Source organism: Bacillus halotolerans (assembly GCF_004006435.1).
GTDB lineage: Bacteria > Bacillota > Bacilli > Bacillales > Bacillaceae > Bacillus > Bacillus halotolerans.
The window spans coordinates 4,069,093-4,091,297 of sequence record NZ_CP029364.1 but is presented as its reverse complement, the minus strand read 5'-3'; the positions used below and the strand labels follow the sequence as shown (position 1 = coordinate 4,091,297).

Here is a 22,205-nt window from a genome sequence, read left to right as displayed (position 1 = left end):
ACCATAATTCAAAATTCATATCACCGCGAGTTCCAAAGCTATGATGATGACATCCAAATTGATATTAGAGATAGCGCTCTCAAAATATTATTGATATTCCACCCATACAGCTCCGTTATCAGCGGACCGTACGCAATTTTGTACCCAACGGACGCCTTCTACTCCCGCTTCAATTCCTGGATACCACGTTTGATTCAAGTCTTTCCCCCGCTCCATTGCTGCAGCAAAACGGGAATACAGATTGGACCATGCTTCAAATAACCCCTCCGGATGTCCGCCTCCAATGCGGTCATCTTCTAATGCTTCCTGATAAAGATACTCCATTCCGCGTTCTAAAATTTGTGCCGGTTTTCCTTGTATTTCGAAACGAAGCTGGTTAGGCTGCTCATCCCACCATTCAATGCTCGCTTTAGAGCCGATTACACGTATTTTCTGGCCATGCATAGATCCTGCATTTACACAAGAGGACCAGACTGTGCCGACCGCCCCGTTATCATATTCCATGATCGTATAAGCATTATCCTCTAAAGGCGCTCTGCTTTTGACAAAGCTCTGGCGAGTACATAATAGTTTTTTTATTTTCATACCCGGCAGCATCACTTCAGACAAAAATAATGGATGAGTCCCTAAATCCCCCAATACGTAGCTTGGACCAGCAAATTTTGGATCTACACGCCATTTCGTACTTAGGTTATGACATTCAACAGGATCGGAGTGAAATCCGTGTGCAAATTGCATATTGATAATTCGAATGTCACCCAATTCTCCGTTTGCGATCATCTGACGCGCCTGTTCAATCATTTGATGTCCGGAATAGCCATATGTAATGCCGACAACTCTGTTTTTTTTCTTTGCTAGATCCTCTAGTTCATTTGCTTCTTCGAGTCTAAAACAGAGAGGCTTTTCACATACAACATGTAAACCGGCATTCAGAGCAGCCTTGCAAATTTCATAATGCGTGTTATTTGGTGTCGCGATGGAAACAGCTTCAATACCGTCTTCACGTTTTGCTTCTTCTTCAAACATTTTCCGGTAATCCGAATAGCAGCGATCCGGAGAAATGTGCAGATTTACACCGAACTCTTTTCCCCGTTCCGGAATAATATCAAATGCACCTGCTACCAGCTGAAAGTGATGATCACGCAATGCAGCTGAGCGATGAATATACCCAATCTGACTGCCTCGTCCTCCTCCTACCATTGCCCAGCGAATGGGTCTTTCAAGCTTTTTTTCCCCATTAATCATTTACATTCCCCCTTTAATAGCCAATACTTTTCAAATAAGCAATACTTTGACTGACATCTCTTAAACTAGTATCGGAATTTCTCGGATCACGTTCTTGCTCAATCGTAATGTACCCATGATAATTAATTTCTTTCAGCAATTTGTGAATGGAATCATAATTAATAATTCCTTGGCCGATCGGGCACATTACTCCTCTTGCACAAGCATCAAAAAAGCGGATATGCTCGCCCATCACCTGCTGGTATACTCTTAAATCAATATCTTTAAAATGGATATAGTCTAAACGGTCGGCACAATCTCGAAGCCATTGCTCCGGGTCCATCTTTGAATAATACAAATGTCCTGTATCAAGACAAAGACCCGCGACTTCATATGGAATATCCTTTAATAACTGCTGTATTTCATCCTCAAATTCAATATAACCTCCCGCATGTGGATGGATCACGGCACGCACACCATATTGTTTCCAAGCCCGCTCTGCGAGTATCCGAATGTGAGACATCATACGACTCCAATCCGTTTCGGATAAACGTATGGCTTGATCGGGATGCCCCGCCTTGTAATCTCTTTCATCGTGTCCCCAGTCAATCAAGACCAAATAAGGCGGTGTAAAGTGCTGGCTATCTTCATGAAAGGAGGATGGGAGTTTTGTAATAAGAGAACAAATATCGTCTACTTGCCGCAACAAGTGATTCAAATGAGACTCAGTTACTAAATCATCAAAAATCGTTCCGGCAATGATTGTCAAATCGTTTTTAGAAAGCTCTGACTGCACTTGTTCTATGTCCAATGGAATATAGCCGTACGGCCCTAATTCAATCCCTTTGTAACCGGCTTGCGATGCTTCCCGTAACACTCTCTCCCATGGCGGAAGATACGGATTTTTCGGATTATCTACGCCCCAGCAGCAAGGCGCACCAGCAATGTGAATACTCATCCAAAACACCTCTGATTTTTATTATGTCATCGAATAAAGCGCTTTCTAAAAAAGATAATAAATAATGTTTTTATAGACATACAGCCATTAATCTACCCCTTTTCTTACTAGATTAGTTGATCTCTTTAAAACTGTCAGACAGAAAAATAAAGCGCTTTATCATTAATACAATAGAGATCTGATACGTTAAAAATCAGATTCTATTGCCAAAAATCGAAAGCGCTTTATATTTTGTGAACTGATTGTATAATATTCAGTATATTTTGTAAATATGTTTCGAACTTTTATTTTCAAAAAATAATCAACAGTACACAAACATATATTCACATCGACCCGCTTTATTATGAGATTTGAGTCTTTTTTGTAGCACATATAAACAGCAAAACAGCGGATTCAATATCTGCTGCTCACTTTAATTGTTTATATTGACTCTTTTTAAATAACATCACAGTTTCAACGATGATAAGTTGTTGATTTTCGAATAATTAACTTTGGCAAAACTAAAATCTTTTGTTTTTCAACGGCTTTTCCTTCTATTTCTTCAATCAGCAAATCCACGGCCTGAGAACACATCTGTTGAACTGGTACTTCTACCGTTGTTAAAGGAGGATCACTGCTCTTCGATAACAGGGTATTATCGAAGCCAGAGATAGAGAGTTCATCTGGTACTGAGACATGATTTTCGCGCGCCCCGAGAAGCGCAGCAATTGCTAATACATCATTGCAGCAAATGATAGCTGTGGGCGGATTAGGAGAATGTAATAATGAAGCGGAAACACATTGAGCAGATTCCGCGGTGGATTCACTTACAGCAATCAGGTCATCAGGAACACCAAGCCCAGAGTCCTGTAAGGCCTGTTTATAACCGCGAATGCGTTCCCGGCTGCTAGAATTGTCTTCGGCAATAACTGCAATCCTGGAGTGGCCAAGCGCAATGAAATGGGAGGCCAGTTCATATCCTCCCAAAAAATTATCAACGGTAACTGTTGTAAGAGATGAGTACGGCTGAGAATCAGAAAGTAGGATAACAGGGACATTATCGTTAATTAATTCTTGAACCACTTCTTTATTTTTAAAGCCGGCGGCTAAAATAAAACCATCTACACTTTTCTGCCTTAGTAAAGACACATACCTCGCTTCCTTCTCTGTGTTTAAATCAGTACTGCAGATGACGACATTAAATCCATATTCATGTGCTCGATCCTCAACTCTGCGCGCCATCTCAGCAATCAAAGGATTCGCAATATCCGGTAAAAGAAATCCTATCGTTGATGTCCGTTTCCCTGTCAAAGCTGATGCCAGCACACTCGGTTTATAATTTAATTCTTCCATGGCACTCAGGACTTTTTGTTTTGATTTTATCCCAACCGATTGATGATTGATGACTTTAGAAACTGTTGAAATGGATACTCCTGCTTTTTCTGCCACATCATAGATCGTTGTTTTCATTCGTTATGAACCTTCTTTCTTCATGCGAGTTACCAGCTTATTAGAAAGCGCTTTATCATTATTGTATAGATAACTGCGATTAATTCAATAAGACGAACTATGATATTCCTTTTCCATAAAAACAAAAAGCAGGATTGGTAACCCGCTTTTGATAAATTTATTTATTTTCAGATTTTTTCTTATAATCTGTTTTTCTCAACCCATCTATTATTCAGGAAACTGAACATGCCCGGGAACTGTGTACGCCCCAGATGATCCGTTTGCAGGAAGCTTTGGAATCGTGTCTTTTACAACTTTTCCTCGAATGTCAGTGATTCTGACTTTAAGAGAGCCCGTTCCTAAATTGGTGCTGAGGAAATGATTATAGTCCGTTTTCTCCATGTTGATCCACTTTCCGTCTTTGTAGTATTCCATTTTCATAACGGGATACTTGTGATTTCTAACTTGGATTGCCGCCCACCACTGGCTGCTGCCTTCTTTAATCCGGTATGTGAAATTTCCAGTGATTGGCGCTTTGATCACGCGCCATTTGATCTTGATTTTTCCATCTTTCATAGCACCGATTTTGCTGAAGGCATTGGGTGAAAGATCAAGGGCTCCTCGGGCACCCTCAGGATATAGATCGGTAACATAGACGATCGTCTTCCCCTTTGGCCCTTCCACTTCAAGATAAGAGCCGGCAAGAACTGCTTTCACACCGCCGTAATTAAGATCCTTTGGGTTAATTGCCGTAATTTCCATGTCAGATGGGATGGGGTCAAGAAGGAATGCCCCTCCTGAATAGCCTGACCCGGTATAGGTTGCATAGCCTTCGTGCAAATCGTTATAGGCTGCCGAAGCCTGCGGGCAAAAACAAAGAATCATCAACATAACCACGCTAATAATAGCACTGATCTTCTTTTTCATAGACATCCTCCTAATCCATATCGAATGAGAATCATTATCATTGTAATACTCATTCGATATGGATTGAAAGAGGACATAGATTCATAGATTGATTTATGTCTAATTCACTATTCTATATATATCGAAGGGTGCGTTTTATACGACTATCCAATACTTATGTTCAGATGCACATATGAGCCAAAATTCTTGTTTCATTAATATGGATACAATATGGATAGCTATAGTGAGGATCTGAAGTATATCAGCTCAAAAAATTCCCATCCCCGCTTGAAATCGCAAGCGGGAGAATTTCACTTTACCTTTTGCAACTTGGTCAGAGCAGTAAGTATAATACCTAAAATGAGCACAATCGGAAACCAGATAATAATGTAATGAAAATGTGGATCTGCAAAAGCTACAATAACAGCCCCCACACAATATAATATGATGGCCAGCGCCCTTAACACAGCATCTCTTAAGAATGTTTTATTCTGTTTAGAGAAAAACAACCGGCCGGAAAGATCCTCTAAAAGAGAAGCCAATGTTCCGGTCAAAACTGTAGAAGAAATGCCTGCAATCCCCAGTTGTTTAGCTGCTATTGTTTGTATCCCCATGGCAATACTCAAAAGGATAATAAGGATGTACACCGGAACGAAAGCAGCAGATATTGAAAGACAAGCAAAAACAAATAAAATGAACGCTTCAATTGCCAGAGCTTTTGTTACAGCGGATGGCCAAAATGTTTTCTCTGCCTTTCCAACAATGATCGTGGAAACAATCACTCCCACGATAAAGCCGATTAGCGCAGTTAAAGAATGAAAAACAGTGACTTGAAGAGATTTTCCGATTGCTAATCCCAATAAAACGATATTTCCCGTCATATTAGCAGTGAAGACGTGTCCTAGGCTTAAATAACCGATCACATCCACGATTCCCGCTGTTAAACAAAGAAGAGAAAGCAAAGTGTTTCGATATGCTGCAGCAGTCAATGGTGTATCAATCCTTTCGTGTGGTTCCAACTGTAACTCTTTTATTTGCATCAAAAAACATATAAAATCCCGGTTTTGATCAGGAATATAGACTCTATTCTTACTGTTGTCCAACTGTAATAATAATCCATATGTAAATTATTTAAATTTGAAAGGAAGCTGAGTGGCTTTGAAACGATTTTCTTTATTATTTGCCGTATTAAGTTTATTATTGCTTCTCTTGCCTGAAAAAGCTTTAGGCGCCGTCGATTTTCCAAATACCTCGACGAATGGCATTTTAGGATTTGCCGGAAATGCAAAAAATGAAAAAGGAGTCTCTAAAGCCAGCACAACCGGCGGAAAAAACGGCCAGATCGTTTATATCCAAAGTCTAAATGATTTAAAAACCCATCTGAGCGGATCAACACCTAAAATTTTAGTGCTTCAAAATGATTTAATCGCTTCTTCAAAAACAACGGTAACGATTGGTTCAAATAAAACACTTGTAGGTTCTTACGCTAAAAAAACGCTGAAAAATATTTATTTAACAACATCTTCTTCATCCGGAAACGTCATCTTTCAAAATCTGACCTTTGAACACAGCCCGCAGATTAATGGAAATAACGATATACAGCTTTATCTAGATTCAGGCATCAACTATTGGATCGACCATGTTACATTTTCAGGACACAGCTATAGTGCTGGCGGAAGTGACCTGGACAAGCTGTTGTATATCGGTAAATCAGCTGATTATATCACCATCAGCAACTCAAAATTCGCAAATCATAAGTACGGTTTAATTTTAGGATATCCGGATGATTCCCAGCACCAATATGATGGCTATCCGCACATGACCATCGCCAACAACTATTTTGAGAATTTGTATGTAAGAGGCCCGGGGCTGATGAGATATGGCTATTTCCATGTCAAAAACAATTACAGCAACAATTTTAACCAAGCAATTACCATCGCGACAAAAGCAAAAATATACTCTGAATACAATTATTTTGGAAAAGGCAGCGAAAAAGGCGGAATCCTTGATGACAAGGGCACCGGATACTTTAAGGATACAGGAAGCTACCCATCCTTGAACAGGCAATCCTCTCCGTTGACAACGTGGAATCCAGGCTCTAATTACAGCTACCGGGTTCAAACTCCGCAGTACACAAAAGAATTTGTCACAAAATATGCCGGATCACAAAGTACAACATTGGTTTTTGGCTACTGACACAAAGAGGGCTTGCATCATAACGCCAAGCCTCTCTTTATGGCTATGTATTGTTCGTCTGGCTTGTGTCTAAACTTGCTTGTCAAACATATCATTCCTGCACAAGATGAACATGCTTACGGACCAAATATTTTTTTGCCAAAATGTATACTCCATTTTCATTGAATGAACACACGGACCTCTGAATTGCTTTTCTTATTATACAACTAGGTCAATATGGTTTCATCTCAAACAAAAAGAATCCATTTCTAAAATGGATTCTTTTATTTTACTGTACATTCTATCATCTATAAACCAGGCCGCCATCAGTTAAAATAGCTTGACCGGTGATATAATCTGAATCATCTGAAGCTAGAAATGAGACTAAATTGGCCACATCTTCAGGTGTTTGATATCTTTTAAGTGCAATGTCTGAAGAGAATTTCTCAAAAGCTTCTCCTGGTTTTAAATCATCGCTATGTTTAACCATTTCTTCATCAATACGATCCCACATTTTTGTTTTTGCAACACCAGGACAATATGCGTTAACTGTTATTTTATATTTGGCTAACTCTTTAGCAGCTGAATGTGTAAAAGATTTCACTGCGTGCTTCGTTGCGGAATATGTGCCAAGCATTTCAAATGATTCGTGACCTGCTATACTGCATGCGTTAATGATTTTGCCTTTTGTTTCTTGCTTAATGAACTGATCAGCAGCTGCTTGAGTACCAAACACAACGCCATTGACATTAACCTTGAACAATTGATTCAGTTGTTCTTCTGTTATTTCTAAAAATGGCGAAACTGCCTCAATGCCTGCATTGTTTACAAACACATCCAAACGGCCAAATGTATCTGCCGCTGCTTTAACTAAATTGAATTGATCATCACGCTTGGATACATCCCCTTTTACCCCGATAACATGATAGCCTTTTTCTTTGAAGTCTGATACAGTTGCATGCAGCAGTTCTTCGTTAATATCATGCAGAACGACACTAAAACCATCCTTGCACAATCTCTCTGCTATCCCTCTCCCTAATCCGCCTGCGGAACCAGTAACTATTGCTACCTTGGTCATAAATATTCCCCTTTCGCAATGAGGTATAGTGACGATATATTTATTTTAACAAATCAGTGTTTATCCACATAATGTAAACTGCTGTCTCAAAAGAAAGCTTGTGTTATATTAATTAATTCAAGTTGAAATCATCATGTGTAAAGTAATAAAGTTCTTCACTTCAGGATTGATCCCTTAATTGAGATGATCTATAGGACATGTGTAACCAAGCCCTCATTATTGTTAAAGATATGGACACCGGGCTCTTATCCATTTTCTTTAGTATTCATGTGCTGTAATACATTGTATTGGATTTCATTAGACCGGTACCCAATGTTTCATTGCTACGGTCTTACCCATAGATGTAGTTTTCCTTGATTACAATACCTTTGAATTTCGTAAAAGCATAGTGTGTAAATGCCTTTGAGTTTAATTGGTCTTGATTCCAAAGCATGCGTGATGAAGCGTTCTTTAACTGATGAAGAAGATCATCGACCTGGTCAACTTTTTCATCAGTTAACATTCTATTTTCTTAGCAAGCTTAGTAATCATATGTATTGCCGATGCTGCCGTCCTCTTGTTTCCTTTGTAATTCTTTAAGCTGCAAGCTTTTTCTGGCTCCTACTTGGTTTAAATTCTTCAACTGAGATATCATTATTTATAATTGAGATGTATCGTTTAACAAATAGAGTTATCCTAATTTACTTCCTTTTTTATCAGATTCTTAATTTTTAATTTATATTTATGTGGTTTTAAAGAGGAGAAAGTCCCCTCTTTTACACTTGTATTTCTTCATAACATAATCTGTCACATAACTCATAGTTACCGCCAGTTTGATACATGCAACGTTGATAGCATCGTTGTGGATCATAAGAGATTGTTTGGTATTGAGGCACATGATAATTCAGATAGTAAGGTGTTTGTGTATACCAAACTGGATATTGTCTAAACACATCGAACCCTCCATTCGCTCATCTAGTTTACTGTATTGTATTTACCTCACAGCCAAATGTCATTTGTCCATACGAAATTAGGCATTCTTTAAAAGAACCCCCCCTTTATTAGAGCAATTGTTCTTTTCAACACATTTAGTTATTTTTTTATTCTTTAACAATTTATCAATTCACTATCACTCCAATCATTTTCAACTTTGACTCATATGAGCAATAAACTTCTCCTCAACCGTTTCTTAAAAACATGTCAGCAAAATTGGTTTGGAAATCACTGTCGTTAGTGAGTTTCACCTTCCCTTTCCTCCTTTTAAATCTAGATAAAAGTCTTTTTTATTTAATCTTAATCTCTTTCCTAATTATGTTAAAATAGATTCAAAAAAGAAATTGTGGTGTATTTATGCTTGACTCAACTTTTCTCTTGCCATTCATGTTTGTACTTTATTTTTGTTTTATTCTTTATAGAATTATTAAGCGATTTATATTTAAGAAAGAACGAATGGCCAATGATAAGCATCTTGTTATTGTTTGTTTAATCGTTTACTTCTTTGAACTGATAAGCGTTACAATATTCCAATTGATTTAACAATCATAAAGCATTCACTAGCGCGAGAAAGATGTTTATTGGAAGATCGCAAGTGAAAGGATATAATCAACATAACTAATCATTTTAAGGTGATACGAAAATGGACAGTATAATGAAATCTCATTTTGAAAATCTAGAAGCAAAGGACAAAAGCCTGCAATTAGAAGCCTTTCAGAATATTATTAACGCCACAAATGAAAAAGTAGACTGGGCTTATGAAGTATGGGATCAATTAATAGGATGGCTGACCGATCCGGATAACCACAGGCGAGCGAGAGCTGCACAGTTTCTTGCTGGTTTAGCAATCAGTGATCCGGATAAACGGATGCTGCACGACTTTCCAGCGTTATGGGAAGTGACCAGGGATTCAAAATTTGTAACTGCTCGGCATAGTTTGCAAGCAATCTGGAAGGTTGGTTTAGCTGGGCCAGAACAAAAAGAACTGGTGCTTACTCATATTATTGATCGCTTTAAAAATGGAATAAACGAAAAACATTATACATTGATTCGCTACGATATGATTGTAGGATTAAAAAAATTATACGATGAAGATAAAGATGAGCATATTAGGGAAATAGCAATGGACTTGATTGAGATCGAGAAAGATAGCAAATATCGAAAGAAATATTTGTCAGTCTGGAAATAACCACTTTTATGCAATGCTCTGCAAACGTTAAAACAGCACTACATCTTCGTGTGAGTGCTGTTTTTTATGCTAAACTTGCCGCCCTCGCCCATCATGCTGCTTTTATACAGCAACAAGCTGCATTGATTGTGTAAGTGATGTTCATGCCCTTGCGCGTGGTAAAGAGAACATCTGTGTTTATTGATTTTTTTCAGGCATCTCAGCATTTGAATATAGCGCTGTTTATGGCAGTACCATTATTAAAATATAATAATTGTAGAGCTTTCTATTAAGCGATCATATGCGGGGGATGCCAACCTTTATAACCAATTGAATTTTTTAATTGTTGCTTTTGGAGGATCAGATTCTTTAAGAGTGTTGAACCACACCTTCATTTTTTTACCTTCCACAAGGTCTTCTTTGTTTTCAATTTGACTTAATTCCAATATCACAACATGATTTTTATATTTTCTTATAAGTCTATCTTGAGACAATTCAAAGTCCTCTTTTTCAGGAGCATGTTTGCCCTCAAGAAAAACGGCTGACTTTTCATCCTTAAAAAGGATAAAACCAACAAGGTTCTGCATCTTTGGCGTTTTTATTTTATTTTCTTCCTTATCATTGCAGCCCGAAATAAAAGCAAAGAACGCTAAGACCGATATCCCGATTTTATGCATTTATCTCTCCTTTTTTGGTGTATGTTTTATAACAGTGAAAAAAGGCAAATCATTTTAGAGGTAACTTATAATAACGCGACACAAGAGTACTGGACCCGGAAAGACAGTACAAGTTTATAGATTTGAAGAACACATTTACCACAGGTAAACTCTCTTCAATTCAGTTTTGCCTTTCCGTTACACATCATTCCCTAGTGCCCGCACATAAAAAAAGATTGAATATTTAGTACATGGTACAATAAGATAAAAAAACCTATTTCGTTAACCAATAGATTAATTTACTGACATCGCATTGTGCCTATTGTGAAAAACTTGTAAACTTTTTGGGTAGCCATAAAATAAGGAGCGATTTTTTGTCTAAAAACTTAGCATTTTTTCTTTTCATCTTATGTATCATCATTTCGAAAGTCATGAAAAATATTGATGTAATAAGCACTGCAGCATCCTTTTGCTCTTTAGTTCTCGTTTTCATTTATTTTAAAGATAAGTTTAAAAAGCTAAAACCAAAAGCAAGGAGCATTCTGTTTTCATGCTTTTTAGTATTAACAGGGATTATAACTTTTATCATTTTAGAAGGACAGGTATTCATTAAAAACCACGATTTTTTTAACGGTGGGTAGATCATAGCAGTGATTATTTTGTTTGCAGTCCCTTTGATATCTGGTACTGTTTGCTTTAGATTGCTTTACGAGCATTTGAAAGAAATGTAAGCATTTTATGTACAGGTAAGGAACTAAACTCGCATGTTTTATTTTTACTTTGAATAAAAACATGCCTTTATCATGACATGTACTTATCAATCAGATGTTTCTGAAAGCAGACCTATATTTTGGACGTTCATCCCTAAACTTGCCATTGCAGATTTATCTTTTATACCATGGTTTCTCTTGTAATCTTATTTTATCTGTATGTTTTTCCCTACCGGTCTTCCACTCCACCTTAACAACTACATCATGTCCAATTACTTCATCTTCAGGCATAAAATCAAACGTAGCAATGTTGTCTTCCATTTGTCCTCCGCCTGGCATTTCTTCACCTGTGTACTCTGATAAATCATAATCTTCTCTGTCATCGTACTTTTTACCATCTATATACAATATGATTCTTTCAACAATGGTTCTTTTCGCTTCTTTCTTGTTCCCCTGCCAGTATAAATTCAAGAAGTAATTAGGGCCAATCGATGTTTTATCTGATTTTTCAATGGTAGAAACCCACAATCCGTTCCTGCTGCTTCCCTCATATTTTACTTTGTCTCCTGATATCATTGCGAAGAACGTTACTAAACAAATCAATAATAGAGCTGTAATGATTAGTGATTTTTTGATTTTATTTTTGCTTCTCATGTTTCCCCTCGCTTTCTTCATTTTATTAGTAGAATAAATGGGCAAAATGTTACTTGAAAAAGAATATAAAAAAAGCTGCTCATAAAGCAGCCCAATCATTGTCTTTTCAGTTTTGCAGCCATATAAGACTTTCTTCATTGTTCTCAGCTTTGTGATTCGCAGCGCGTCTATATCTGCCTTTAGACCGATCAGGTGTTGATTACCTGCCTGTTAACCCAAATGGAAACAAGTTTACTTACAAGTATTTTAACTCCTATGTAGGTCACTACATTGTCTAATTCACCTCTTCTAACTGAATGTAAAGGTTTGTTTTAATTGGCGTCCTTCTTTTCCTTTTTGTGTCCAAATAATAACAACCTCTAATTCAGATGCCTTTTCAGCCACCATAAAATGGTTAAACTTCAGCGGTGCACCATCGTTTAAACTTTTGGCTAAGCTTATTAAATCCTCCTTCTGTCTCACACAGTTTTCGGGACAGCCAAAAAGTGAAAACCTCGTGGTTGAATCAGGATCATTTCTATACAATTTTACATCCACTGTGGCTGCGGCTTCCCCTATGTTTTTGATCTCCATTGAATATACGTTATATTCCCCCTTTTTTGGACTCGCTAATTCCTTTGCATTTTTTGCTTCAGCTATTTCGACTGACCATTGTTCTATTTTTTGTTTAATTGGCAACTCTGTAAATGTCAGGGCTTGAGTCTTTGTTTGAACAAAAGTCAATGCAAATAATAAAACACATAAGGAAAGTAAATGCTTCTTCACTTCGTATCTCCTTCTTTCTTTTTCATTAGCTTCCCCAATATAAGTGTCCGGTATGACGCATAATAAAAAGCCCTCATATAGAGAGCTTTAATTACAAATGCAATACTATTAATATGTTCATAGACAGAAGTAAAATTTTCAAGAAGATTAGTCGAAAACAATTACTTGTTATTGTCCACTTGATGAAAGTGGGCTGCTTAACCATTGCATTCAATATCATTTTAATAAGATAATCACGCTTCATGAATTGATTTTTCAGAGTCATAATTTCTATCCATTGAACGGAAATGCTCTTCTAGTTCCTCAAGTGTTCGTCCCTTAGTTTCCGGCATGAATTTGTACACAAAACCGATTGCCAAGATACCCAAAGCAACAAATATAAAGAAAGTAAAGGATAAGCCTGCAGAGCTAAGCATGATTGGAAAAGCAAAACCAATGATAAAGTTTAAAATCCAGAGGAAAAATACACTGATGCCAGAACCAAGCCCTCTTACTCTTTGCGGGAATATTTCTGCAATGACCAGCCATGTTACTGGTCCGACACAGCCCTGCATAAAGGCTAGAAATAAAACGGTCAAAGATAGCACGATATACGGGAGTGCTGCTGATCCATCAAGCACGATTGAGAATATGGCAATGAATAAAAGCGCTGTGGTCGTTCCTGATAAACCAATCATCAATATCGGGCGCCGGTTCACCCTGCCAACCAGCCAAATGCCGATGATAACGGCAATGACTGATATCAATCCATTCCCAATATTAGCGATTAAAGCTGCCTTTGTACCAAAACCGGATTCTTGCAGGATTTGAGTGCCGTAATACATAATCGAATTGACGCCTGTGATTTGATTAACGATGGCAACACCGATCCCAATCCATAAAAGACGGCGCAGCCATGGTGTAGAGAACTCTTTGATCGATGCCTTCTCTACATTTGAATCTTTGACTGCCGCTGCTTGTATTTCTTTAAATTCTGCTTCTGCCCTTTTCTCGTCACGTATGAGTTTAAGGACGCGCAGCGCCTCGCTTTTTTTACCTTTAGAAGTTAGCCACCTCGGGCTCTCCGGAACCATGAGCATACTTGCAAATAATATGAGAGCCGGTATGGCACAAAGGACAAGCATGTATCTCCAAACATGCCCTGTATCAGCCATTGCAACACCAAGAATCGCATTAAAAACGTAGGCTAAAAATTGCCCGCCGACGATCATCAGTTCATTTTGCGTTACCATACGCCCTCTTTTCTCATACGGCGCCATTTCTGCTAAAAAGGCCGGTACCATTGATGATGCCCCACCGACAGCCAGTCCCAGCAAAAACCGAAAGATAACCATCGTTAAAACATTCGGCGCAATTGCTGTTCCGAGTGATGCCAGAAAGAATAAAAAGGAAAGATTAAGGATCATTTTACGTCTGCCATAGCGGTCAGCCAATTTGCCGCACAGCAATGCACCAAACGCTGCTCCTAATAGAAGCATGCTTGTAACCAGCCCTTCTGTGACCGGTGTTAAGTTAAGTTGATCAGATCTTGCCATAAAAGGCAAGGCTCCATTTATAACTCCGGTGTCATATCCAAAGAGAAGCCCGCCAAATGTTGCTGAAATCATTATCAACTGCAAAAACGACCTAGGATTTCGTTGTTCTTTCATACCCTTTCCCCACCTTTATGAAGAATGCTTTATACATTTTTTCATTCTTGTCAACCGAGTGTGCTGGATTCACCCTTTCTCTTTTAAAGAGCAATACTCGTTTCAGCCAGGTTTTTTATTTCCCGAGACCTTATCAATCTGAAAATTAGCAATACTCAATGCAGCGAATGAGGCTTTTACAAAAACAACCTAATTGAAATCGCTTTCATTTTTTCACAAGAAACATATCCACTTTTTTGTTATGTTCTAGTTATATTTTTGTTACATCCTTGTTAGGTTTGATATTATCATAATTTTAAAAGCGTTTTCAGTCAATAAAAAACTTCTGAAGTTTTTTAGCAATCATAGGATTTTCCCAGATAAAACGCCTAACACCAGGATTACATACTAATCCCCTTATGCTCCGAATGATTTCAGGAAATCCAGCTGAACATGTTCTATTTTCATTATGTTATGGTTATGTTTTTGAAACCTTTTTGTGATATTTGAATACTGATCAAAAGCTAGTACTCTAATATAAACGTGTTAAGAAAAATTACATTCACAATAAATAGCGATATCATTATAATGAATGTTGGTTGATTGAGATAGAAACAGAAGAAGGGGAAATGGAATTGAAGAAAGTAATGTTAGGCTTTAGTCTATTAGCTTTGAGTTTTTCTTTGGCAGCCTGCGGATTAAATGATACTGCTGAAAAAAGCCATTCAGATCTTAAACAGCCAGTTGCCAAGAATTCTAATTCTGAAGCAAAAAAAGGCTTGGTGGATGCTGTATTAGAAAGGCCTGTTGACGGAGATACGATCAAAGTTAGCTATAACGGCAATATTGACACGGTTCGCTACTTGCTCATTGATACTCCAGAGACTAAAAAGCCACATTCATGTGTTCAGCCATATGGCGAGGATGCATCTAAACGAAACAAAGAATTGGTTAGCGGCGGCAAGCTGCAATTAGAATTTGATAAAGGAGAGCGCAGAGATAAATTCGGAAGGCTGTTAGCTTACGTTTATGTCGATGGCAAGTCTGTTCAAGAAACACTGTTAAAAGAAGGATTAGCCAGAGTAGCATATGTTTATGAGCCAAATACGAAATACATAGACCAGTTTAGAAAAGATGAACAGGAAGCACAAACGAAAAAACGTTCTATTTGGAGTAAAAACGGTTATGTGAATGCCAGAGGATTTAAAGGCTGTGTTAAGCAGCACTCAACTGAAAAACACAAGTAAAAAAAAGATATAGTTCGTGATAGACACCCTTTTGAATGAATATAATGCAATAAATCAAAAAAGAGGGTGCCTCACAAAAATGAATTCTCTACTAAAGAACGAAGACATGATTGCGATTATTAGAAATGGTCTTAGCACATCACAATACCCAAAGAACATAATTGTTGTTGGCGCTGGGTTGGCCGGGCTTGTTTCTGCATCTTTACTGAAGAATGCGGGACATAAAGTGACGATTCTGGAAGCGAGTGATAGAGTCGGGGGCAGAGTTTGCACGTTGCGATCTCCCTTCAGTGCCGGGCTGTATTTCAATGTTGGACCAATGCGCATTCCGGATATCCATACTCTAACCTTGGAATATATAAAAAGATTCAGCCTGCCAACTAGTGTATTTTTGAACAGAACTCCAATGGACATCATTTACGCTAATGGCATTCAAACACGTCTTCATCATTTTGAAAGCAATCCGGGTATCTTAAGATACCCAGTTGCAGCAAATGAACAAGGAAAAACGGCCGAAGAGCTGATGCTTTCTGTATTGCAGCCTATCCTCAATTTTATTTATGTAGATCCTGCGAGAAATTGGCGGATTGTTGAAACACAATACCGGAACCATTCGTTAGGCTCTTACTTGAATACTTATTTTTCATACGGTGCAATCGATATGATCGGCGTACTTTTGGATATGGAAGCATATATGGGGATGTCCCTTGTTGAAGTGTTACGGGAATCCATCTTTTATACGTCGCCAACTCGCTTCTATGAAATAACAGGCGGCATGGATCGGCTTCCTCAAGCATTTCTTCCTCAATTAAAAGAACATATTGTCTTCCATCATAAAATGGTGAAAATATCTCAAAACCAAAACAATGTTACGGTTAACTGCATTCATCAACAGACAGCAAAACATTTGGCAGTGACAGGCGATCTCGCTATCATAACCATTCCATTTTCAACATTGCGTTTTGTACAAGTTGAACCATATGATTCATTTTCCTATTATAAACGGCGGGCCATTCGTGAACTCAACTATATTGCCGCAACAAAAATCGGAATAGAGTTTAAGAGCCGTTTTTGGGAAAAAGCTGGGCAGCGCGGCGGCAAATCGATAACTGATCTTCCGATTAGATTTTCGTATTATCCCAGCATTGACATTGGATCGAATGGACATGCTGTCGTTGTAGCGAGTTACACATGGGCGGATGAGGCACTGATATGGGACAGTCTTTCAGAGGGAGAGCGCCTCCGCTATACGTTAATGAATTTATCGGAAATCTATGGTGATGTTGTATGGTCAGAGTTTGTGACCGGCGCTTCTTTTAGCTGGACCCAAAATCCATATTCAGCCGGGGGTTTCACAGCTTTCGAACCAGGACAGGAATTACAGCTGTATCCATACATCCCTGCCCCTGAAGGGAAAATACATTTCGCTGGAGAACACGCCTCACTTACTCACGGATGGATGCAAGGAGCAATTGAATCCGGAATACGAACGGCGTATGAAGTGAATCGTATAACTTAAATCCTACGTTTTTTATATTCGTTTTAGTGACTCCTATAGATAGATTTGATATTGCTTTTTAATGACGAACATTGATTTTGTTGAATATTATAGAAATAGCAATTAGATCGTGTAGCTTATCAAAAACACCCCATCACATTTAATGTGAGGGGTTATTTGTGCGTAGACAATACTTCAGATTTGATCGTAAATCCAGAGTTTGGACTGATACCAAATCAGGATTTGAATTAAAACTTAAAAGGTTGATTTACTGCTTGAATTTCCTCCCGGATTGAAGGTTGCGTTGTAATGAATTGACATGTTTCCAAGTTATGAGTGAGTCTTGGTTGTATCAAATTTTTTGCCTTTTCGGAATAAAGCATTCCCAATGCTACTCCACTGGGCACTATATGCGCCGCCGCTATTGAGCGTCATACTTGTGTTCCCATAATCCTTCCATTCATATTCATAGCTAGGGAGCCGATTTGAGCTGTAGTTTTGTCATCAAATGCCTTTGTTGATGATTAGTCGTTAATTGTTTTTTCGTTGATCCCCTGACAAAAAAATACACTCTTTACGAACCACACTTATAATTAGTTTTTTCGAAAGCTCTTCAAGGCTGTATTTAGATCCTTTGTGTGAGTGTAAATTTTCTTATACACATCAAATAGTGTTTTATATTTTTGAACATTTTGTTCCTTTGGATAAAATGTAGCAGCCTCACGAATGAACTGCTCTGCACACTCTTCAAGAGATTCAAACCACCTACTTCCAAAGGCAGCTAGCATAGCAGCACCCATGGCGGGGCCTTGTTCATTTGCCAACTTTATCACCCTCGCATTGAAAATATCAGCTTGCATTTGAAGCCACGTTTCATTTTTAGCTCCTCCACCAATAGAAACAACGGTATGCACTGATTTTCCCGCTTCTCGAAATAGCTCAATTGATTCATGTAAAGAGAATGTAATGCCTTCCATAACCGCCCTCAAAAAATGCTCTCTTTTATGTGCTCCATCCATTCCAATTAAGCTTCCCCGAATAGAAGAATCAGCATGTGGCGTTCTTTCACCTACCAAATAAGGAGTGTATAGTAGTCCATTTGCTCCTATTGGAATAGATTCCACCCCCTGCAATAATTGCTCAAACGATTCGTTTGGGGCAAACGTTCTTTTGAACCAGTCCAAGCTGTACCCTGCAGCGAGCGTGACTCCCATCGTATAAAAAGAATCCTTTTTTCCATGATTAAAAAAGTGCACTTTCCCTTTAAAGTCTCTTTCTTCGCCTTCTTCGTATGAAAGTATGACCCCTGACGTTCCAATACTGCATAATGTTTTTCCGGAAGAAAGAATGCCGGCTCCAATCGCACCACAAGCATTATCTGCTCCCCCAGCGTACACTTTTGTTTTTTCCGACAGCCCTGTCTCAGCCGCAACGTTCGGAAGCAGCGATCCTACACAACCATGAGATTCAACAAGCGGAGGACAAATATCTGCAGAAATACCAAATCGATTGCAAATATCATCGCTCCACTCCTTGCGAGTAATATGTAAAAGTAACGTTCCTGCTGCATCGGAGTATTCGGTGTGAATGGCACCGGTCATACGAAATCTCACATAGTCTTTCGGAAGCAAAAAAACAGCTGTTTTTTTAAAAAGTTCAGGCTCATGTTCCTTCACCCATAAGATTTTAGGTAATGTAAACCCTTCTAAAGCACGGTTTTTTGTGATGTTAAGCAGATTATCACCGAATTTCTCGGTCATCCTAATACATTGAGGCGTGGTTCTGGTGTCATTCCAAAGAATCGCATGACGTAACACCTGCCGATCCTGGTCAAGCAGTACTAACCCATGCATTTGTCCTGAATAACTTATCCCGTCAATATCCTTGGCTTGAACGTTGGATATGGAAACCAATTCAGCCAATGCATCAATTGTTTGCTGCACCCAGTCTTCAGGATTTTGCTCACTATACCCTGCCTTCTCTTGAATGAGCGGATAACTTTTGGACGTTTCTGCACAAACCTTGCCGTTTTGATTAACTAAAATCGTTTTAACAGCACTCGTTCCAAGATCTATTCCAATGACATACTTCATTTTTTCACCTCTTACCCTTATAAAAAAACCATTCACTCTAAATAAATCCCAATTATAGAAATTACCCGTCATGAACAATAAGCAAAAGGTAAGGAATCATGACGGGTAGTCTCAGGTATTAGCTATCATGCTATACCTTTTTATAGCGGTTCTCTTTATCTGTTATACTTCTAAAATGTATTGGTTCAATATAGCTTTTAATCGCTCCTGTCTTCCTGATTCGTTTTTGATTGCTGTATTATTTAGCGCATATTGCTCAAGAGTATGGAAATTAGCTCTTCCTTCTGTAATTTCAAGACCTATTCCTTCAGTAAAGCTGCGATAACGATGTTGAATCACATCATCAAACACACGATCTTCGATTAATTTATGGGCTACTCTCAATCCTCTTGCAAATGCATCCATCCCCGCAACATGGGAATATATTAAATCATCAGGCTCAAAAGAAGACCTTCTGACCTTCGCATCGAAGTTTAATCCACCGCTCCCAAGGCCGCCATTTTGCAGGATTTCGTACATTGCTAATGTCGTAGAATATAAATCCGTCGGAAATTCATCTGTATCCCAGCCTAAAAGAGGATCACCCTGATTCGCGTCAACAGAGCCAAGAAGACCATGTACTCTTGCCATCCGTAATTCATGTTCAAATGTATGCCCTGCTAATGTGGCATGATTGGCTTCGAGATTTAATTTAAAATGATTGTCTAAGCCATATTGCTTTAAGAAGGCAATGGTTGTTGCTGCATCTGTATCATATTGATGAGTGGTCGGCTCTTTTGGTTTTGGCTCAATCAAAAACTGCCCTGTATATCCGATTTCCTTCGCATAATCCACTGCCATATGCATGAATCTCGCCAAATTATCAAGCTCCAATTTTAAATCGGTATTTAACAATGTTTCATATCCTTCACGGCCGCCCCAAAATACATAGTTCTCGGCGCCAAGCTCTTTTGCTGTTTCTAACCCTTTTTTTACTTGTGCTGCAGCATACGCAAACACATCTGCATTGCAGGAAGTCGCCGCACCATGGACGAAACGGGGATTCGTAAACATGTTTGCAGTATTCCATAATAGCTTAACGTTGCTATTTCTCATATACTCTTTAATCATGCCCACGATGATATCTAAATTGTGATTTGTCTCTTTTAACGTACTTCCTTCTGGTGCAACATCTCGGTCATGAAAAGCAAAGAATGGTGCATCTAGTTTTTCAAACATCTCAAATGCTGCTTCTACTCTCGCCTTCGCCAGATCCATTCCTTTATAGTGATCCCATGGCCTTTGCATCGTAGCTGCCCCAAAAACGTCTGTTCCATCAGCGGTAAATGTATGCCAATAGGCAATAGAAAACCGCAAGTGCTCTTTCATCGTTTTTCCGCCGATTACTTCTTGGGAATTATAATATTTAAATGCTAAAGGATTAGTGGAATCTTTCCCTTCGTAAACCACTTTGTTTACGCTTTCAAAATAGTTGACTGAACTAGAATGAGATTGAGCCATGTTATTTCCCCCTTAAAAATCATTTCAAATACAGTGCAATTTATTTCATATTGTAAGTAAGTTGTCTATTAGTTTGTTGTTCGAACAAACTAACTTATTTTAATCTTATATAACCTCATCAGTATTTTCAATATTTTTTTTGTTTTTTATGAACACATTAGATATAGTAAAGGTAAGATTAGCTATGTACTATGTCTCATACTGAAAACAATACATTTCAACTTAATTTAAAGATTATACAAATGGAGTGGATTAAGTGGTTATCGCTGATCAAACCTTTGTCAAAAAAGTAAATCAAAAGTTATTATTAAAAGAAATTCTTAAAAATTCACCTATTTCAAGAGCAAAATTATCTGAAAAGACTGGATTAAATAAATCAACTGTTTCATCACAGGTAAACACGTTAATGAAAGAAAATCTTGTTTTTGAAATAGGTCAGGGACAATCAAGTGGCGGAAGAAGACCTGTCATGCTTGTTTTTAATAAAAAGGCAGGATACTCCGTAGGAATAGATGTTGGTGTGGATTATATTAATGGCATTTTAACAGATCTTGAAGGAACGATCGTTCTTGATCAACATCATCATTTGGAATCGAATTCTCCAGAAAAAACCAAAGACATTTTAATTGATATGATTCATCACTTGATTACGCATATGCCACAATCTCCATACGGGCTTACTGGTATAGGCATATGCGTGCCTGGACTAGTTGATAAAAATCAAAAAATTGTTTTCACTCCGAACTCCAACTGGAGAGATATTGACTTAAAATCTTTCATACAAGAGAAGTTCAATGTGCCCGTTTTTATAGAAAATGAGGCGAATGCTGGGGCATATGGAGAAAAAGTATTCGGTGCTGCAAAAAATCACGATAACATTATTTATGCAAGTGTCAGTACAGGGATAGGGATCGGTGTTATTATCAACAATGATTTATATAGAGGGGTAAGCGGATTCTCTGGAGAAATGGGACATATGACAATAGACTTTAATGGCCCTAAATGCAGTTGCGGAAACCGAGGCTGCTGGGAATTGTATGCTTCAGAGAAGGCTTTATTAAAATCTCTTCAGACTAAAGAGAAAAAAGTGTCCTATCAAGATATTATAGACCTTGCCCACCGGAATGATATCGGAACTTTAAATGCATTACAGACTTTTGGATTCTATTTAGGAATAGGCCTTACCAATATTCTAAATACATTCAATCCTCAAGCCATCATTTTAAGAAACAGCATAATTGAATCGCATCCTATGGTTTTAAATTCAATTAGAAGTGAAGTGTCGTCCAGGGTTTATTCCCAATTAGGCAATAGCTATGAATTATTACCGTCTTTCTTAGGAAAAAATGCACCGGCATTAGGAATGTCCTCCATTGTTATTGATCATTTTCTGGATATGGTTACAATGTAATTTATTATTAAAATGTACAGATCTCTATGTCCTGCGCTCATCTTTAAAGATGAGCTTTTTGTTTGTTATATTGATGTTGAATAGGAGTATTTCTGAAGGATATGAAAAAAGGAGTTCTAAAATAGAAGTCTCCT

Annotated in this window: 18 protein-coding genes and 1 pseudogene; 6 read left to right on the top strand and 13 right to left on the bottom strand. The window is 38.1% G+C overall.

Going from position 1 to position 22,205, the window contains the following annotated elements; translation table 11 throughout:
• Window positions 1-87: 87 nt before the first annotated feature.
• The 5 genes from DIC78_RS21335 to DIC78_RS21315 all read right to left on the bottom strand — a co-directional run bounded on the left by DIC78_RS21335 (window position 88) and on the right by DIC78_RS21315 (window position 5,505).
• Window positions 88-1,245 carry a Gfo/Idh/MocA family protein gene (locus tag DIC78_RS21335; RefSeq protein WP_106021703.1) on the bottom strand — a complete coding sequence of 386 codons (1,158 nt, stop codon included), beginning with the start codon at window positions 1,243-1,245 and terminating at the stop codon, window positions 88-90.
• Between the two features lie 13 nt (window positions 1,246-1,258).
• Entirely contained in the window at window positions 1,259-2,182 is a 924-nt protein-coding gene (locus DIC78_RS21330; RefSeq protein WP_127696887.1) for a sugar phosphate isomerase/epimerase family protein, read from the bottom strand.
• A gap of 453 nt (window positions 2,183-2,635) precedes the next feature.
• On the bottom strand, window positions 2,636-3,631 hold the full coding sequence (locus DIC78_RS21325) for a LacI family DNA-binding transcriptional regulator (RefSeq protein WP_127696886.1): 996 nt from the start codon (window positions 3,629-3,631) through the stop codon (window positions 2,636-2,638).
• Between the two features lie 207 nt (window positions 3,632-3,838).
• A complete protein-coding gene (gene exlX / locus DIC78_RS21320) occupies window positions 3,839-4,537 on the bottom strand; it encodes an expansin ExlX (RefSeq protein WP_127696885.1) in 699 nt (232 codons plus the stop codon).
• Between the two features lie 290 nt (window positions 4,538-4,827).
• Window positions 4,828-5,505: a YoaK family protein gene (locus DIC78_RS21315; RefSeq protein ID WP_106021707.1), complete on the bottom strand. Its 678-nt coding sequence runs from the start codon at window positions 5,503-5,505 to the stop codon at window positions 4,828-4,830.
• Window positions 5,506-5,674: 169 nt separating this feature from the next.
• On the opposite strand from DIC78_RS21315, the gene DIC78_RS21310 reads away from it, so the two are divergent.
• Window positions 5,675-6,712, top strand: coding sequence for a polysaccharide lyase family 1 protein (locus DIC78_RS21310; protein WP_127696884.1), 1,038 nt, complete (start codon window positions 5,675-5,677; stop codon window positions 6,710-6,712).
• Window positions 6,713-6,995: 283 nt separating this feature from the next.
• On the opposite strand, the gene DIC78_RS21305 is transcribed toward DIC78_RS21310, so the two are convergent.
• Window positions 6,996-7,769, bottom strand: a complete 774-nt coding sequence (locus tag DIC78_RS21305; RefSeq protein WP_101861438.1) for an acetoin reductase — start codon at window positions 7,767-7,769, stop codon at window positions 6,996-6,998.
• A 1,615-nt stretch (window positions 7,770-9,384) separates the two neighbouring features.
• Here DIC78_RS21305 and DIC78_RS21295 point away from each other — a divergent pair.
• Complete coding sequence (locus DIC78_RS21295) at window positions 9,385-9,930, top strand: hypothetical protein (protein ID WP_127696883.1); 546 nt, start codon at window positions 9,385-9,387, stop codon at window positions 9,928-9,930.
• Window positions 9,931-10,229: 299 nt separating this feature from the next.
• Here DIC78_RS21295 and DIC78_RS21290 read toward each other — a convergent pair whose 3' ends face one another.
• Window positions 10,230-10,586, bottom strand: a complete 357-nt coding sequence (locus DIC78_RS21290) for a DUF3221 domain-containing protein (RefSeq protein ID WP_106022529.1) — start codon at window positions 10,584-10,586, stop codon at window positions 10,230-10,232.
• A 410-nt stretch (window positions 10,587-10,996) separates the two neighbouring features.
• On the opposite strand from DIC78_RS21290, the gene DIC78_RS21965 reads away from it, so the two are divergent.
• Window positions 10,997-11,206 (top strand): YoqO family protein, encoded by a 210-nt coding sequence (locus DIC78_RS21965; protein WP_240671152.1) that lies wholly within the window; start codon window positions 10,997-10,999, stop codon window positions 11,204-11,206.
• A gap of 243 nt (window positions 11,207-11,449) precedes the next feature.
• On the opposite strand, the gene DIC78_RS21280 is transcribed toward DIC78_RS21965, so the two are convergent.
• The 3 genes from DIC78_RS21280 to DIC78_RS21270 form a co-directional block, all read right to left on the bottom strand.
• Entirely contained in the window at window positions 11,450-11,929 is a 480-nt protein-coding gene (locus DIC78_RS21280) for a DUF4944 domain-containing protein (RefSeq protein ID WP_127696950.1), read from the bottom strand.
• Window positions 11,930-12,217: 288 nt separating this feature from the next.
• Window positions 12,218-12,694 (bottom strand): hypothetical protein, encoded by a 477-nt coding sequence (locus DIC78_RS21275; RefSeq protein WP_127696882.1) that lies wholly within the window; start codon window positions 12,692-12,694, stop codon window positions 12,218-12,220.
• A gap of 233 nt (window positions 12,695-12,927) precedes the next feature.
• Window positions 12,928-14,343, bottom strand: coding sequence for a sugar porter family MFS transporter (locus DIC78_RS21270; RefSeq protein ID WP_127696881.1), 1,416 nt, complete (start codon window positions 14,341-14,343; stop codon window positions 12,928-12,930).
• 614 nt (window positions 14,344-14,957) lie between these two features.
• Here DIC78_RS21270 and DIC78_RS21265 point away from each other — a divergent pair.
• Window positions 14,958-15,569 carry a thermonuclease family protein gene (locus tag DIC78_RS21265; protein WP_106022536.1) on the top strand — a complete coding sequence of 204 codons (612 nt, stop codon included), beginning with the start codon at window positions 14,958-14,960 and terminating at the stop codon, window positions 15,567-15,569.
• A 79-nt stretch (window positions 15,570-15,648) separates the two neighbouring features.
• A complete protein-coding gene (locus DIC78_RS21260; RefSeq protein ID WP_127696880.1) occupies window positions 15,649-17,088 on the top strand; it encodes a flavin monoamine oxidase family protein in 1,440 nt (479 codons plus the stop codon).
• Between the two features lie 312 nt (window positions 17,089-17,400).
• Here the strand turns inward: DIC78_RS21260 and DIC78_RS21255 are convergent.
• The 3 genes and pseudogenes from DIC78_RS21255 to xylA form a co-directional block, all read right to left on the bottom strand.
• Window positions 17,401-17,538: pseudogene (locus tag DIC78_RS21255) on the bottom strand (glycoside hydrolase family 11 protein); the annotation flags it as partial.
• A gap of 122 nt (window positions 17,539-17,660) precedes the next feature.
• The gene (gene xylB / locus DIC78_RS21250) at window positions 17,661-19,160 is read right to left on the bottom strand and encodes a xylulokinase (RefSeq protein ID WP_127696879.1); all 1,500 of its coding nucleotides are present in this window, start codon (window positions 19,158-19,160) and stop codon (window positions 17,661-17,663) included.
• Window positions 19,161-19,322: 162 nt separating this feature from the next.
• The gene (gene xylA / locus DIC78_RS21245; RefSeq protein ID WP_101861431.1) at window positions 19,323-20,660 is read right to left on the bottom strand and encodes a xylose isomerase; all 1,338 of its coding nucleotides are present in this window, start codon (window positions 20,658-20,660) and stop codon (window positions 19,323-19,325) included.
• Between the two features lie 256 nt (window positions 20,661-20,916).
• Here xylA and xylR point away from each other — a divergent pair, with 256 nt between their 5' ends.
• Complete coding sequence (xylR, locus tag DIC78_RS21240; RefSeq protein WP_106022526.1) at window positions 20,917-22,071, top strand: transcriptional repressor XylR; 1,155 nt, start codon at window positions 20,917-20,919, stop codon at window positions 22,069-22,071.
• Window positions 22,072-22,205: the final 134 nt, after the last annotated feature.

Coding starts and splice junctions, on each gene's coding strand:
- DIC78_RS21335 (WP_106021703.1), bottom strand. CDS start 1,245: ATGATTAATGGGGAAAAAAAGCTTGAAAGACCCATTCGCTGGGCAATG.
- DIC78_RS21330 (WP_127696887.1), bottom strand. CDS start 2,182: ATGAGTATTCACATTGCTGGTGCGCCTTGCTGCTGGGGCGTAGATAAT.
- DIC78_RS21325 (WP_127696886.1), bottom strand. CDS start 3,631: ATGAAAACAACGATCTATGATGTGGCAGAAAAAGCAGGAGTATCCATT.
- exlX (WP_127696885.1), bottom strand. CDS start 4,537: ATGAAAAAGAAGATCAGTGCTATTATTAGCGTGGTTATGTTGATGATT.
- DIC78_RS21305 (WP_101861438.1), bottom strand. CDS start 7,769: ATGACCAAGGTAGCAATAGTTACTGGTTCCGCAGGCGGATTAGGGAGA.
- DIC78_RS21295 (WP_127696883.1), top strand. CDS start 9,385: ATGGACAGTATAATGAAATCTCATTTTGAAAATCTAGAAGCAAAGGAC.
- DIC78_RS21290 (WP_106022529.1), bottom strand. CDS start 10,586: ATGCATAAAATCGGGATATCGGTCTTAGCGTTCTTTGCTTTTATTTCG.
- DIC78_RS21965 (WP_240671152.1), top strand. CDS start 10,997: ATGAAAAATATTGATGTAATAAGCACTGCAGCATCCTTTTGCTCTTTA.
- DIC78_RS21280 (WP_127696950.1), bottom strand. CDS start 11,929: ATGAGAAGCAAAAATAAAATCAAAAAATCACTAATCATTACAGCTCTA.
- DIC78_RS21270 (WP_127696881.1), bottom strand. CDS start 14,343: ATGAAAGAACAACGAAATCCTAGGTCGTTTTTGCAGTTGATAATGATT.
- DIC78_RS21260 (WP_127696880.1), top strand. CDS start 15,649: ATGAATTCTCTACTAAAGAACGAAGACATGATTGCGATTATTAGAAAT.
- xylB (WP_127696879.1), bottom strand. CDS start 19,160: ATGAAGTATGTCATTGGAATAGATCTTGGAACGAGTGCTGTTAAAACG.
- xylA (WP_101861431.1), bottom strand. CDS start 20,660: ATGGCTCAATCTCATTCTAGTTCAGTCAACTATTTTGAAAGCGTAAAC.